Source organism: Natronolimnobius sp. AArcel1, assembly GCF_011043775.1.
In the GTDB taxonomy this organism is placed as follows: Archaea; Halobacteriota; Halobacteria; order Halobacteriales; family Natrialbaceae; genus Natronolimnobius.
This window is the reverse complement of record NZ_JAAKXY010000003.1, coordinates 87,696-102,286: the sequence shown is the minus strand read 5'-3', so window position 1 is coordinate 102,286 and position 14,591 is coordinate 87,696. Positions and strand designations below refer to the sequence as shown.

Annotated in this window: 15 protein-coding genes; 6 read left to right on the top strand and 9 right to left on the bottom strand. The window is 57.2% G+C overall.

Features of this window, described 5'->3' with window-relative positions; all coding sequences use genetic code 11:
- Positions 1 to 84 precede the first annotated feature (84 nt).
- Positions 85 to 1,353: a hypothetical protein gene (locus G6M89_RS08705; RefSeq protein ID WP_165161416.1), complete on the top strand. Its 1,269-nt coding sequence runs from the start codon at positions 85 to 87 to the stop codon at positions 1,351 to 1,353.
- Here the strand turns inward: G6M89_RS08705 and G6M89_RS08700 are convergent.
- Positions 1,299 to 2,156 (bottom strand): glycosyltransferase, encoded by an 858-nt coding sequence (locus G6M89_RS08700; protein ID WP_165161415.1) that lies wholly within the window; start codon positions 2,154 to 2,156, stop codon positions 1,299 to 1,301. The genes G6M89_RS08705 and G6M89_RS08700 overlap by 55 nt on opposite strands.
- A gap of 164 nt (positions 2,157 to 2,320) precedes the next feature.
- On the bottom strand, positions 2,321 to 3,307 hold the full coding sequence (locus tag G6M89_RS08695; protein WP_165161414.1) for an NAD-dependent epimerase/dehydratase family protein: 987 nt from the start codon (positions 3,305 to 3,307) through the stop codon (positions 2,321 to 2,323).
- 186 nt (positions 3,308 to 3,493) lie between these two features.
- On the opposite strand from G6M89_RS08695, the gene G6M89_RS08690 reads away from it, so the two are divergent.
- The gene (locus tag G6M89_RS08690) at positions 3,494 to 3,673 is read left to right on the top strand and encodes an antitoxin VapB family protein (protein ID WP_165162073.1); all 180 of its coding nucleotides are present in this window, start codon (positions 3,494 to 3,496) and stop codon (positions 3,671 to 3,673) included.
- A 54-nt stretch (positions 3,674 to 3,727) separates the two neighbouring features.
- On the opposite strand, the gene G6M89_RS22115 is transcribed toward G6M89_RS08690, so the two are convergent.
- The gene (locus G6M89_RS22115) at positions 3,728 to 4,045 is read right to left on the bottom strand and encodes a hypothetical protein (protein WP_206335506.1); all 318 of its coding nucleotides are present in this window, start codon (positions 4,043 to 4,045) and stop codon (positions 3,728 to 3,730) included.
- Between the two features lie 179 nt (positions 4,046 to 4,224).
- Complete coding sequence (locus G6M89_RS08680; protein ID WP_206335505.1) at positions 4,225 to 4,839, bottom strand: hypothetical protein; 615 nt, start codon at positions 4,837 to 4,839, stop codon at positions 4,225 to 4,227.
- Positions 4,840 to 5,240: 401 nt separating this feature from the next.
- Here G6M89_RS08680 and G6M89_RS08675 point away from each other — a divergent pair, with 401 nt between their 5' ends.
- From G6M89_RS08675 to G6M89_RS08660, 4 genes are all read left to right on the top strand, one after another.
- Entirely contained in the window at positions 5,241 to 5,744 is a 504-nt protein-coding gene (locus tag G6M89_RS08675) for an ArsR family transcriptional regulator (protein ID WP_206335504.1), read from the top strand.
- A 91-nt stretch (positions 5,745 to 5,835) separates the two neighbouring features.
- Entirely contained in the window at positions 5,836 to 6,297 is a 462-nt protein-coding gene (locus G6M89_RS08670; RefSeq protein WP_206335503.1) for a hypothetical protein, read from the top strand.
- A 427-nt stretch (positions 6,298 to 6,724) separates the two neighbouring features.
- The gene (locus G6M89_RS08665; protein ID WP_165161412.1) at positions 6,725 to 7,861 is read left to right on the top strand and encodes a DUF4330 family protein; all 1,137 of its coding nucleotides are present in this window, start codon (positions 6,725 to 6,727) and stop codon (positions 7,859 to 7,861) included.
- A gap of 6 nt (positions 7,862 to 7,867) precedes the next feature.
- Positions 7,868 to 8,473 carry a hypothetical protein gene (locus G6M89_RS08660; RefSeq protein ID WP_206335502.1) on the top strand — a complete coding sequence of 202 codons (606 nt, stop codon included), beginning with the start codon at positions 7,868 to 7,870 and terminating at the stop codon, positions 8,471 to 8,473.
- 68 nt (positions 8,474 to 8,541) lie between these two features.
- On the opposite strand, the gene G6M89_RS08655 is transcribed toward G6M89_RS08660, so the two are convergent.
- The 5 genes from G6M89_RS08655 to G6M89_RS08635 all read right to left on the bottom strand — a co-directional run bounded on the left by G6M89_RS08655 (position 8,542) and on the right by G6M89_RS08635 (position 14,564).
- Positions 8,542 to 8,799 (bottom strand): HalOD1 output domain-containing protein, encoded by a 258-nt coding sequence (locus G6M89_RS08655; RefSeq protein ID WP_165161411.1) that lies wholly within the window; start codon positions 8,797 to 8,799, stop codon positions 8,542 to 8,544.
- Between the two features lie 195 nt (positions 8,800 to 8,994).
- Positions 8,995 to 10,446, bottom strand: coding sequence for a sugar transferase (locus G6M89_RS08650; protein WP_165161410.1), 1,452 nt, complete (start codon positions 10,444 to 10,446; stop codon positions 8,995 to 8,997).
- 168 nt (positions 10,447 to 10,614) lie between these two features.
- On the bottom strand, positions 10,615 to 13,062 hold the full coding sequence (locus tag G6M89_RS08645; RefSeq protein ID WP_165161409.1) for an MFS transporter: 2,448 nt from the start codon (positions 13,060 to 13,062) through the stop codon (positions 10,615 to 10,617).
- A 147-nt stretch (positions 13,063 to 13,209) separates the two neighbouring features.
- Positions 13,210 to 13,974 carry a UTP--glucose-1-phosphate uridylyltransferase AglF gene (aglF, locus tag G6M89_RS08640; RefSeq protein ID WP_165161408.1) on the bottom strand — a complete coding sequence of 255 codons (765 nt, stop codon included), beginning with the start codon at positions 13,972 to 13,974 and terminating at the stop codon, positions 13,210 to 13,212.
- A 416-nt stretch (positions 13,975 to 14,390) separates the two neighbouring features.
- Entirely contained in the window at positions 14,391 to 14,564 is a 174-nt protein-coding gene (locus tag G6M89_RS08635; RefSeq protein WP_165161407.1) for a hypothetical protein, read from the bottom strand.
- Positions 14,565 to 14,591: the final 27 nt, after the last annotated feature.

The following is a 14,591-nucleotide window of genomic DNA, read 5'->3' as shown; positions in this document are numbered from 1 at the left end:
GCTAATAGGTGGTGAAAGGCGACTGTGCGAGCCGATTGGAAAACAGCTAATTGGGGCGACAGAATGCATAGCCCACGGACTTGAATGAGCTATAATCCACTCGAGCGCAGAGTTGCCGAACTTCTCAATCGGTTTCCGGCACTCAAGCGGACGACGAAGGCAGCCTATCAGCGAACGAATTATCTGCTCTTCGGCGACCGAAAATTCACGCACACACTCCATCCGGCTGTCGAGATCGAAACGCCTGCCGAATGCATGGACACACAATCACTCGAGGGAGCAGAGTTGTTCGGCTATTTCGATACCTCGCCGTGGAACCAATCGATGGACGCGATGGTGTATCACCGACCACTGGATGACTCGCAGGCAGCAATTCAGTGCTATCAGGAGCAGACGACAGACACAATCGCAACCACAACGGCGTGGAACTACCAGCAGGGAGCTCGAACACAGTGGCACCCAACGAATGACGATCACATTCTCTACAATGACTGTCGTGAAGCGACCCTAGTCACGGCTGTCGTCGATACATCTGGGTCCGAAGTCAAACACTTCGAGTATCCACTACAGGCAATGTCTCCCACCGGAGACGCGTTCATCTCGTTGAACTATCACCGACTCGATTACAACCGTCCTGATTACGGCTACGGCCTCGACACGCCCTCGAAAATTCACGACCCATCCGAAGACGGACTCTGGCGCGTCGAGACGGACACTGGCTCGAGCGAGCTATGCATTCAGTTAGCCGAACTCATTGACAACGACGTTGCACAACAGAATCACTACCTGAATCACGTCTTGTACAATCCAAGTGGTGACCGATTCGTCTTCTTACACCGCTGGAACGGACCCGAAGGACGGGTTTCCAGACTCTACGTGGCCGATCAGGAAGGCGAGTACCAACTCATCATGGACGACGGCCTCGTCTCTCACTACTGCTGGATAGACGAAACCAGACTATTCGTCTGGGGACGAACGGAAGCGTTCGGCGACGGCTACCACATCGTCGACGTAGAAACAGGAGACACAGAGTACGTTGACGCACTGGATGGATACAGTGACGGACATCCCTCGCTCTCGCCGAATGGGCAGTGGATCGTCACGGACACCTATCCAGACCGTGGTCGGCGGCGACATCTCCTCCTCTACAATCTCGAGCAAGAGACGGTCGTCGAAATCGGGCAATTTCTCGCCCCATTCGAGTACGAGGGCCAACACCGGTGTGACCTCCACCCGAGATGGAGTCCTGATGGGACTGCAATCTCGATTGATTCGGCCCACGAAGGCGTTCGTCGAAGTTATATTCTCGACGTATCTGCGCTCGGTTCGGACTCCTCGCGAAGCAATGCCTGATAAATCGCCGTTCGAACTCGATTTGGAACCAGACGGATTGGAACTCGAGTAGCCAGGTTACGTATAAACTCGACAGGCGAAATCGCACCCATTCGAAGAAACTCTCGTTGTAGCCATACCTCGAGACGCGCATACTCGAGTCCACCACGTCGGCCGTACAGATCAGACCCGGCGCGGCACTTGACGAGGACAGCCGGAATATTCTCGATCGTATACCCCTGCGAGAGCATTCGCACCCACAGTTCGTAGTCCTGCATTGATCGCAGTGAGCGATAGTTCCCGGCCTCGAGAACAGATGAGCGTCGAAACATCACGCTCGGATGGTTCGCGGGAGAGCGAAACGTAGCCATAGATTCGACATCCGACGCAGTAGCGGGGACGGACCGAACACTGTGGATATCATCTGGATTACCGTGAAACTCACCGACGTGAGCCCCAACGACATCGATACCGGGATTCGCAGCGAGATACTCGAGTTGGGTCTCAAACCGATCAGACACGGAGATATCATCCGAGTCCATCCGCGCAACAAGCTCGTGCGAGCAGTGTTCGACACCGACACGAAGCGCGGTTCCGAGGCCGTGATTTTCTTGCAGCCGAACGACGGTTAGTTGCTCTCGATTCGACTCTTTGAACTCGTCAATCACAGTGTCCAACGAGTCAGTAAGCGGGCCGTCGGCAACGAGAACAACCTCTGCTGGCTCGACCGTTTGATCGAACACACTCTCGAGTGCGAGCCGGAAGTGCTCCGGATCGTCATTTTGGTAGACGCTGATAAGTACGGAAAAGGAATCCTCAGTCATCGTTCCTCGAGAAGACTACTAGTGTCGGTCACGACTTGGAGATGGAAATTCGAACGGCTACGCCTGGCTGAACGCTGGGACTGCACGTGTCGTCGACTCCGCATTACCGCATGTGACTTGTGGAAGACGGATATGTCGTTCGGTCCAACTCACAACGCCAGAACTCACGAGTTCCGAACAAGTGGATCGTACCACTCCTCATTCGCCCGATACCAGTCGATAAACTTCGAGACGCCCGTTCGAATATCCACGGTTGACTCATAGCCCAACAGGTCGTTCGCTTTCGAGACATCCGCGTGGGTGTGTTCGGCGTCACCGTCGTATCGATCACCGAACTCGAGGTCCAACCCCGGATCAATTGTATCCCGAACCACTTCAGCGAGCGTCTTGATATCGATGTTGTCGGTCGACCCAACGTTCAGAATCTCACCGTCGGCACTGTCATCGGTCAACAGCTGCGCGTTGACGCGTTGAATATCATCGACGTAGGTGAAGTCTCGAGTCTGGGTGCCATCGCCGTAGATCACGGGTGACTCGCCGTGCAGACACCGCGAGACGAAATTCGTCATGGCCATGTTGGGGCGCATTCGCGGGCCGTAGACGGTAAAGTACCGCAACCCAACAGTCGGCAACCCATAGACCTCGTTGTACACACGGGCGTACTGCTCGGCGGCTAACTTCGATACCCCGTAGGGAGAGACCGGCGTGGTGGGATGGGCCTCATCATACGGAAGATACTCCGGCTTCCCGTACACGGAGGACGACGACGCCAACACCACACGGTCCAGATCATGCGTACGCGCGGCTTCCAGCAGCGTCATCGTGCCGTCGACGTTGAACTGATTGACCTTCTGTGGCTGTTCGACACTCGTGCGAACGCCGGCCTGGGCGGCCTGGTGGTAGACGATATCCACTCGAGAGACGACCTCGGAAACGAGCTCTGAGTCGGTGATCGTCCCCTCGACGAGTTCGTAACTGCCGTCGCTACTGGCGGCAGCCTCCCGTCCAGCCTCGACGTTGTGCTCTTTGATGCCGAGATCGTAGTACGGCTCGAAGTTATCGAGCACGACGACATCGTGTCCGGTCGCCGCAAAGTGTTCCGCGAGGTGGCCGCCGATAAAGCCGGCACCCCCGGTGACGAGAACGCGCATTGGCGATATATCTGCTACCCACCGTCAAAAAGAGCATGGCTTAGAACGAACAACGTCAAGACGCGATCCTCGAGTGCAGTAAGAATACCCCGTGAGTGAACGACGCAATCTGTGTAACTCGTTGCAGTTGGTACTGTGACGCACCCAAACCGTGATTCTCGGAGAGCGTCAACGATGTCACCACGGATGTCACACCAGATCCGCCTCGAGGACGATGGTTACGAACGCAGCAAAGCAAACACGCGTGCTGACGAGTCGTTCAGTGACACCGTGGACCGACTCATCGCTGGGCGGTCGCTTCGTGATCTCCGCGATGTCTTCGGTGACAATCATTCCGTCGTTGATTGTCCTGGAGCGAGCTCTTGACGTGGAAAACTCATATCCTTGTGTTCATATAGGACAACGCATCCCAGATGTTGACTACGGTGATTCGACCGTCGTAGTACGTGTTGTGAGCACAGATTCGATAGACTCCTCTGCGTGGTTGTCATCGATGAGAATACCAACTCGGTCGAATGTCCGGGATCCTAGCAACATGACTGAAATCGCAGGAAGTGATGCGTCTGTCTTTCGTAATTCATCAGGATTCTTCTGTTCCCGTTCGGCGATGTTGGCGTGTGTCCTATCGAAAATCTCTCCAGCACGTGGCCCATCGTGAATACGAACTCCTGGTTGGAGTTCTCGAGTCATTTCAATCCATTCTGCAGTTTGGGCTTTGTCAACCCAGTCGATACTCATGTATGCCCGCTGTTCGGTAAGCTCGGTAATCACTCGGCGTGTCAAAAATAGCGTTGCGTCTTCCTGTTTCACGTACTCTATAAATGTCTGGTATTTTTCTGTTTGAGTCCCGCCGAGTGTTCGGAGGAAACTCGTGTCCAAGACCAACGCAGATGGAAACGGCGTTAAATCTCCGTCACTCATTCGTCGGTATACGGGGCTTCTTCGAGTGCTCTGTCAGGAAGCGAAACCTCAAATTCATCAGCCGGAATCGACGGGTCAAGGTCCTTCAGTAGGTAGACAATCTTTTCAATCGCTTGCGTAATTGCAATTCCTTCGACAGCAGGAACGCCAAGTGCGTCTGCTGCACCACGGCGACTCGTGTTCCCACGTAGGTATTCGATGGTTTGTGCGATAGCGGAGCTGAGTTTCGACTTCCCATGGCGATCAACAAAGAGTTGGATGTCTTCGTTCAATTCGATCGCGCCATACACGGCAATCATGGCTGGTCCAATGGGCTCTACCCCGTTCCACATGCCAGATACGGACTTTGCTTCCCAGAGGTGAGCTCGCTCTCTTTTTTCATCCAGTTGCTCCGCCGCACCTAGCTGCTGCAGACTCTTCGCATAGTTGTGGGCAGCGCTACTAGAGAGGGGGACGCGTTCTACGCTCTCGCCGACTGTGGTGGGAGAGTGTAAGAGCATATCTGTATAGAAGACGGCTAGTTCTGGCCGATGAAGTAATTCGTGGATTGTGAAGAACTCTTGTCTCTCCCGTTCGGCTTCAACCGAGGTGTTGGGGGAAGCATAGGCCATTTCAGTCCACAGTACGTGGACTATGTCCTAAAGTCTACCGGTGATTGAGCAGGTGAATATCTCGGTGCAAAGTGGTTCGAAAAACGCTGTCTCTCGTTATCACGGGAGATTCCGTCTTCCGCACGACTCCGCATTCTTGTTCCAATGACGTTGTCAGACGATGTTTGACAGTTCGCAAGATGTAATCTCACGAACGCGCTTTGCAGACATCTGAGTACTGTCCGTAGGGAGCACATTCTCCTCGTTGTTAACAGAGATTCACATCAGATCCGCCTCGAGGACGATGTCTCCGAACGCATCAAAGCGAACACGCGCCGTTGACGCTTCTGAAGAGAGACGATACTGTCTATATTATCGAGAGGTAGGCAAACTATTTGAGACCTGACCACGTATGTGCTCTAATGACCTCACAACCTGGATCGTGGAAGGAAAAAACGAGTGGACGTGAGCGCGTCCGCATGGTAGTTGAGACACTTGACGAACCAACGACGATCAATACTATCGCAGAACAAGCGGAGGTTGCGTGGGAGACTGCCAATAGCGAGGTCAAACGGCTGAAGACGGAAAACAAAGTCCGCGAACGGGACGATGGACGCTATGAACCGAATCCGGTCCAACAGTTCCTCGACCAGATTCTCCAACTCATCGAAGACCACTCGAAGTCGGAGCTTGAATCACAGCTCCAAGAGTATCAAGAGCAAGTAGAGGATCTCTCGGCGGAATACGGCGCACCCTCTGCGAAAGAGTTGCGAGAGCAGTTGACCAACGATGATGTCTCTGCCGAAGAGATACGAGAGATACGGAACGTCAGCGAGACATGGGCGGCACTCGAGTTAGAGATTCGACACCTGAAAAACGCCTTACAGCTCTATGATGATCTCTTTCAGCTGTCTCAATCAAATTGAGAAACGCCACTCACTGTCTGATTGCTATTCACTACCAATCCAATAGGTAATCTCTCTGCCACTATTTCTCGTAAATTGGATGCGTCCGGGGATGCGAACACTTCACCGGGTCCACCTTGTCCGTGAATTACAGAATGATGATCGGTTTGATACCGTTGAGTTTCGGCTGGCCGAGCCACGGGAATCGGGGAGTTATCGTGTAGTCGGATCGACGAAGACACAATGGATTCTCGATGATCCAACCTACCCGTCGGCCGATGCACGTCTTGAAATCGGATTCACAGATCAGGACAGCGAGTATTGGTACTGGTTCAACTGGATCGAGCCGGAGCGGTCGTTCATGCTTGGCTGGCATCGAGATGGCGACCACCCAGACCTCGGACCAACGCACGTACAAATCAATCACAAGGATTCTGTCGTTGCTCGAAAATCAGCGGAAACGATTGATAGCCATCCGGGAGAAATCTTCCACAGGAGACTGGATCAACTCCCACGTGTACTGAAACGGATTAGGTGGGATGATGACCAAGCTATCGGTTTTAACGAGAAGTAGGCGCTAAGTCCCCTCCGCAAGGAGCGAATGGCGTCTGTCCTGAGCAAATAAGTGAGGAGTTCACTTGAGATACTCCTCCACCTCTAACGAGGACTCTCGAGTTGAGCGGAGAGGTTCGTATCGAGCACAAGTCGGCGGTTTGCGCAGCCCTGCAAGACTTCTGTCCGCTTCCACGGGCAACAACACGATTGCGGTACAAATATCGCCTCGAGATCGGGCACCATGAGGGTGCAGCGAGGTGGTCGCTACGCTGTAGAAGCCAACAATACAAAGAGCGTGACGTGAATCAGACGGCGTTACTCGATCCCAAACCATCAAATTTCACTCATCATTTCACCCAATCCAAGTCAAAACCGCGTTCAGCCAGGACAAAACACCTATACCTCTCCGCCAGACTTACCACAACTATGAACACTTCGGGTGAGCCATGGAACTGATCGATGAGGATGGAAACCTCTTCGGCGCGGTCAATGTCGTCGACGCGCTGGTCGTCTTGCTCGTTCTCGCGGTCGTCGTGGCTGGGGTCGCCGCTGTTGGCGTTCTTGGGACGGCAGACGACGATGAGGACGAAGAGGAGACCGAAGATGCGGACTCGATCGAGACGTACTATACGACCCTCGAGATCGGAACCGAATCCATCTCAACCGCGGAAGCCATCGCGGCGGGCGACGAGATGACGGCGGGTGATGAACGCCTCAAGATTACCGACACGTACGCGGTGCCCATCTCGAGTGACACTGCAGACGTAACAGTGCAGGCCGAACTCGAGGCGACGGAACACGAGAACGGGACGCTCTCGTTTGCCGAGACGGAACTCGCGACCGGCCAGAACGTCTCCATCGAAACTGATGCGTACGATGTGACTGGCTCCGTCGATGCGCTCGAGAACGACACTACGGACTTCCAGACGGCCGAAACGGAGGTCGTCTTCGAACAAACAGTCAATCAGGAGACAGCAGCGCAGGTCCGGGCTGGCAACGAGTCCCAGTTGGGCAATGAGACACTCGCAAGTCTCGAGGACGTTTCTGTCTACCCGATCGCGAACAACGAATACCGCGTCGTCGCCGGAGCAACGCTGATAACCCTCGACACCGACGACGAAAACGACGAGATCCGATACGGACCATCACCCGTCGAATCGGAGTCGACACTCACGTTCGCGACCGAGGAGTACACCCTCGAGCCGACGATCCTCGAGACCGGAACAGCGGCCCACCCAGGTGAGGCGACGACGACCACCGTCGAGATCGACCTCGAGGGCCTCACGGATCGCGAGGCCGCCCAGTTCGAACCGGGACTGGCCGAAACGATGGGCGGTGACACGTGGGCGACGATCACTGGCGTCGACCGCGAACCCGCCTCGATCGTCGTCGAGACCGATGACGGAGATCTCCACGAGCGTGAGCATCCAACCGAGAACGACCTCACCCTGACTGTCGACCTCGAGACGCGCGAAACGGCATTGGGAACGCAGTTCCAGGGCTCGGAGTTCCGTAACGGCGATAGCGTCTACCTCGACTTCGGGATCACGACCGTCGAGGAACGCGCCTGGATCGTCGACTGACAGCCTATGACAGATTCGAACACCGACACCCCGACAGACCGCGACTCCGTCGAACAGCGACTCCGAGCGGGCGCTGACCAGTCCAAAATCACGGCTGCGGGCCGAACCCTCACCCGATACGTTCGCCACTCGTGGTGCTATCGCTGGCTCACGAAAGAGCCCGATCCGGACGTCATCGTTATTGACCTCCGGGAAACGTACACCGTTGGTCCATTCATCCGGATCCTCGATGCGATCATCGCGCAGTTCGCCCGCGCCGCACATACCTCGCGTGCGGTCGATAGTGGCCGCGACGTGGCTGACCGATTCCGGGAACGTCCGCTCGGCGTGCTCGGGGCTGGGACCCTTGTGGCGGTCTCTGTGTCGATTCTCTTCTCGCTTGCACTCGGACGCACAGGGACGGTCTGGCTCAGTGCACACATCGTGCTCGCGGCAGTTGCAGTCGGTGGCCTGCGCTCGGAGCGAACGCTCGAGGAGTTGACTGAGACGCGGACATGGGAACTACTTAGCGAGGCATTCGAACCACCGGAGCCACCCGAATCGACGAACACAACAGCGGCCGAGTCACACACAGATGAGTCTCAGGCAACAGTCGACAATGATGATCGATGAGTGACCCCTGTACTCGCCGCCGGTGGCGGCTCCGTAGGGGAGGGCTAGCGCCTGTAATCAACTAAAAATTATTCCGGAACTGATTCCGAGACGAAATCGTCCGGAGTGCTGAGACAGATGCGGTCTGACCGGACCTCGACGGTGGTATTCTCGCATCTGAAGCGGATAGTAACCTCGCCATGGTGGCTGACGAGGGAGTTGAGTGCGTCCGGCTCGATGGAATCGTACAGCGGGCCAATCTCTTCAGGGGGCTGGTCCGTGTAGGTCGCCAGCGCACCGACTACGGCGGCACTTGCGGACTCACCGCTTTGAATGTGGTACTCCATAGGAGTGGGCGGATCGTGTTGATCCGTGCCTTACAGTAAGGGCGAGAGTACAAATAAGACTGACTGATTAGTTAGTCATTCACTGAATCGAATATATTGGGGCGCATACCGGAACTAAGTATGCGTAATTTACGTCAGCTACTACTGATGACAATGCGCGAGCAGTTAAAGCCAATACTAGTAGACAAACGACTATCAGCGCCGATTCCACAGAGACACCCAGAGATCCGCGAGCACGCCCCAAATTTGGCGAATCACAATCTTCAGATCGAACCAGAACGACTGGCGACGAATGTACTCGAGGTCGTAGCGCAGTTTCTCCGTCGGGTTCGTACTTTTCGCGCCGTTGACCTGTGCGAGTCCGGTTAGTCCGGGTTTGACGAACCAGCGCTTGCGCCAGGCTGGAGCATCCGCCTCGAGTAAGACTTCCTCTTCGGTCCAGGCGGCTCGCGGGCCGACGACGCTCATCTTGCCGACCAGAATCGACCACAACTGTGGCAACTCATCCATATGCGTCCGCCGCAACAGCCGCCCAACACGTGTAATGCGGTCGTTTTCATCGTCTGCTGCGGGTGTTGCAGATTCTCCCTCAGGGACCATCGTTCGGAACTTGTAGACAGGAAACGTCTCGCCAAAACCGGCAGTTCGGTCCTGCGTGTACAGGATCGGCCCGGGGCTATCGAGTGTAATTGCAATGGCGATCACCACCATGAGCGGGGCAAACACGAGCAAGCCGACCGCTGCAAAAACGACATCGAACAACCGCTTGCCGATGTGATCGAGTGGGTCCCAGGGCTCGACATCGACCTCGACGAATTCGTCGACATCGCCTTCGGAGACGAGCACGCTGTCGGCGTACTCGCGATGGACGCGCACGTCAACCCCGTGTTCGTGACAGGCATCGAGCGCGCCAAAGAACTCCGCGCGGTCGGCGTGACGAAACGCCAGAACGACGGTGTCGACATCGTGCTCGAGCAAGACGTTCTCGAGGCGCGAGAGGCCGCCCAGACGCGCGAGGCCGTCGACGTTGCCGTAGCCATTCGCAGCAAGACGGTCGGCATCTGCCGGCGCGATGCCGCCATCAGGTGCCGGACGAACCGACTCGAGGTCGTTGCGAGCGCGGACGACGGACGGGCAGAGATAGCCGTGGACAGGGGCTGACAGCTGTGGGGCGATCTGATCGATCTGATCGAGGTCGTCACCGACGACGAGCGTCCGTTCGTCGCCGTTCCCGGGCCGGTTTCGGATCCAGACGAACCACGCAGGCACGACGATGAACAGGATCCCAAACGTCATCACAAGCGTCGCACGCGGGAGTCGATAGGAGTAATTAAAATATCCAAGTGTCGCGAGCGCCAGCCCGGCGACGAGTACGCGCTTCTGGGCGAAAAACACAGTATCAAGCACGCGCCGTGGATGTGGCCGATACAGCGGTGTGAGACTCCCGACAACGGCACCGACGCTCAACAGGAGCGCCCAGTACAGCCCACGGCCGGAAAGAAGGGTTATCTCGAGGCGATCAAAGACCGGCACATGCGTCGTAAACAGCCGCTGTGCGAGCGGGTGGTTTGCCACGACGACGGCACCCGCGGTCAGCACAATCACGCCGACGACGCTTACCAGCCGGTACTTCCATCCGTTCAACATTCGTTCCGTCGCACACCAGCGGCTCATATAACATATTTTATATTTTATCCTGACCGTTTCCCCTCTGAAGATATGATGTCTGAATGAGGTTACTCTCGGTATTCGTGCTATTTCAGTATCACTACTCAGTCAGTTTGACGAGGACGACGATGGCACCCGCAACGAAACTTACTCGAGTTCGACTGTCTCACCGGTTTCGACGGCGGATTCAGAGACCTCGACAGTCTCGTCGCCAACGGTGTACTCGCCGGAGTACGGTACCGTAACCGCAAGGTTGCCGTCGTCATCAACGGTCACCGATCGCTCGTACTCGATTGTCTCTCCTGATACCGTCTGTTCGGTGGCGACAGTGATCGTCTCGCCAGACTCACCAGTCGTGGTAATGTTTGCTCCGGGGACGACGGCAAACGCTAAGGCCTCATCGTCGATGGAGATTGTCTGATAGTGCTCGAGCGGGTCGTCAGCGCCCCCGATTCCATGCTCTTGGTGGAGTTGGACATAGGCGTTCGTTCCGGGGGCCTCGCCGCGGTCGGTGACGACGACGTACCCAACCCGCCCGTCGAACTCGTCGTCGTACCAGGCGTCGGGGTCGTCGTCAGCGATAAAATCGTCGTAGGTGTTTGCCGCGTAGCTGTAACTCTGGGAGTCCCCGCTGACGAAGTAGTTGTACATGCGGTTGTCGCCCCACTGACTGAGGACGAACTCGCCGTTGTCCGCCCGATCAACCGCGTCTGCATGGTCGTCAATCGCCATCGCGGCGTCGAACTCACCGTCGCTGTAGGTCGTCTGCGCACTCAGCGACGGGACGAAAAACAGGTTCAATCCACAGATCAACAACACGACCCAGACCAGTGCAATGAGCTTTGTGCGGTCTGCTGGTAGGCGAATACTGTGTTCGCGCTCGCCGCCGTCGGCAACGGGGCTGCGAGCACGCTGCTCTCGCTTCGAATCCGAATCACGCGTTCGGAACAGTTGTGGCGTGCGAGCCAGATCGACCCAGGACAGCAGATAGACCAGTCCGAGGCCACCAAGAACTGACAGCACGATCGACAACTGCGCGGCAAACCGTACTTGAAACGCCGCCAACGCGAGCCAGAAGATGCCGTACGTCCCAAGCAACAACCATCCCGGCTCGTAGCGCTTGGTTGCGACCCAGCACGCCCAGCACAGCACACCAATTGCGATATAGAAGCCAATCCCGATCTGAGCCATCGGCTCGAGGATGATCGCGTTCTCGGCTGCAAAGAGGGACCCAATCTCCGTGGCACCGTGATGTTCTCGGAAAAAGACATCGTCAGCCCGCTCGCGCAGTTGCGCCCACTCGTCCGGACGCAGTGAGTGAAATGCAACGAGGCCGACAACCGCAGTGACGGCCTCGAGTCCAACCAATCCACTCGTTGGCCACTCGAGGAGTGCCCAGAGTTCGCCCAGACCGGCGACGACGACAGCACCGACGACGACGAGGACGGGAACGATGGCAGTAAAGGGCTCGTGCCAGCCCCAGCGAAGGTGCAAGAAGCCGGCGACAGCGGCGGAGACCACTAATCCAACGAGAACCGGAAGATTCGCCAGCAGTGGTGAAATACCGTTTCGCGCGTCGAGAGCGACTTTCAGTCCGACGTAGCCGGCGACGGGGATAAACATCAGCGCCGAGCCACCCCAGGCGTGTGCCGACAGTGCGAGCGCAATCCCGAACGCACCAGCTGCAAGCCACGTCCCTGGGCGCTCGAGGTGTGCCCGGACGGCTGCTCGAGCACTGTCAGTGTGCGCTCGACGGCGTTGCAGGTCGACAGCGATCCAGCACAATCCCAACAGTGTGACGCCGAGCCAGAAGTACTGATACGGCCGGTGCTCGAGGAAACCGACGGACGTATAGACGGCGTGGACGGGGGTCAACGCCAGCAAGAAGACGGATGCGAGGCCGACGCGAACGTCATCAGTGAGGATGATGGCGAGCCAGTAGACGACGATCCCCAATAGAACCGTCATGATGATGGGCACCCACGCGGCGACCATTGCAGCGGCCCACTGATCGCCACCAAGCAGGGATGCGAACAGCCAGTTTGCGGCGTGGGTAAAGGGACGCGTTCCGGCTGCACCGTCTGGCATCGCCGTCACGACACTCCAGTCGGTCAGTCCATCCGACTCAGCAAGTAACTCCTCTGTCCAGTAGCGATAGTAGTACGGATCGTTCGCCGGCGAGACGACGTGATCACCCTGAAAGACGGACCGAAAATTCAGCAGGCGCATCGCGACCACCACGGCAAGAGCGCCGATGAGCCCTGCCAGTGCCCGCCCGTCGAAGTCAATCGACATGCGCTCAGCAAGCGTCGGGCCGGGTGCTGATTCCTCAGTGGAAAGTGACTCACCCTCGAGTGTGGCCCGAACGCCGTCACGGCTCGCGACACGATACTCGTCGCCAGCGCGCACGACGATATCGCGCGAGACGAGTTCGCCGAACGTCCCCGAATCTAGCGGAAGGTCATCGAACGTCCACGTCTCGTGGTCGCCGTCGACGGCGAGCACCGTCTCGAGGATAGCCTCGCCGTCGTCGGTATCCGCACAGAAGTCGGCCGCCGCGTCGGCGACCGTGGCGGGGTCCGGTTCCTCAGCCATTAGCGCGTACGTCGCGCCGTGATTTGATAAAGCCTGCGAGCACGGCGTCGCGTGGCGCAGCAGCAGGATCTCACAAACGCGAGAGCAACGACCCACAGCGAGCCAGGGCCGACACTCTACTCGAGCGTTCTGACTCTCTCGTTTCACTCAGTCCGTCTCGGCTTCGGGCGTCGTCCGTGTACTCGCAGTCGCCTCTGGAGTTGCTTCCTCGAGTCGCTGTGTCGCGCGCCCTCGGTCCTCGGGATAGCCGACGTCGATACGCCAGCCTTCCATCCGGAGGGCATCGATCGTCCGCCCGGAGTGGATCAACAGATCGATCGCATCGGAGAGTTCGTACTCGCCGCGGTCGCTCGGCTGGACGAGGTGACAGGCGTGGAAGATCGCCGGCGTGAACGTGTAGAAGCCAGTCATCACGAGATTCGACGGCGGGTCGTCGGGTTTCTCGACGACTTCGATGATCTCGCCGTACTCGTTCGTATCGAGGACACCGTAGCGACTTGCCTCCTCGTATGGGACTTCCTCGACGAGGAAGGCAGCGTCGGCGCGCTCTTCGCCCTGGCGATTGACCACGTCGGCGAGATTCGAGCGGAAGACGTTGTCGCCAAGCATCAGCATGAAGTCGTCCTCGATGTGGGATTCGACCTGCAAGATGGCGTGGGCGAGTCCGCGCTGTTCGGCCTGGTGGGCGTAGGTGATGGGAACGCCTCGGTAGTCGTCGCCGTAGCGCTCCATGAGCTGTTCTTTCAGGTAGCCAACGACGACGAGCAACTCCGACGCACCGACCGCGAGGAGGTTGTCGAAGACGTCTTCGATGATCGGCCGGCCATCGACTTCGACCAGCGCCTTCGGTTTATCTTCCGTCAGCGGTCGCAGGCGGGTCCCCTTTCCTGCAGCTAAGACGACAGCTTGCATGTCCAACGCCCACGCCAATCCTCGGTAAAAAGGTAGTGGCGGTCCATGCCTGCACTCCCGAGTGAAACAGCGTGCCGTTGGCCGATTTCACCTCAGTCACAGAGTAGAACACTCCGGCCCCTGCGCGGCGAGCGACGACTCAGAGTATTCTCCGAGCCTAGCCTAGAGCGTCACAAGTGGACACTGTACGCCCTAGTACTAGGAGAGGTGACTGCAATCACTCACACCCAGCCCCTCTAGTCGAGAGTACCAAACACTAGGACGAGTCCCGAACAGTCACTCGAGCGAGCACAATAAAACGATAGCGAGAGTGCGCAGATCCAGAGCGACTCACACCAAGGACTAGCTGCGTCTTTGACTTCTCGAGGAGATTGATTCTCTCCGTCGAACAAATGTTCACTCGGAGTGATCAAACGCTACGCGGTCTGTCTGTATCCGTCGATGAACATCAGGACGGCAAAGACCGCGATTGCGATGAAGAGGATGACGCCGCCGTTGTACGCAGAACCGAAGAGAACCCAGACGACAAAGGCCGTGAGGGCCGAAAGCAGACACATCGCAAACAGACGGCTGTCTGGCGGACTGTCCATACATGCTCAGAGACGTGGCTAGAATAT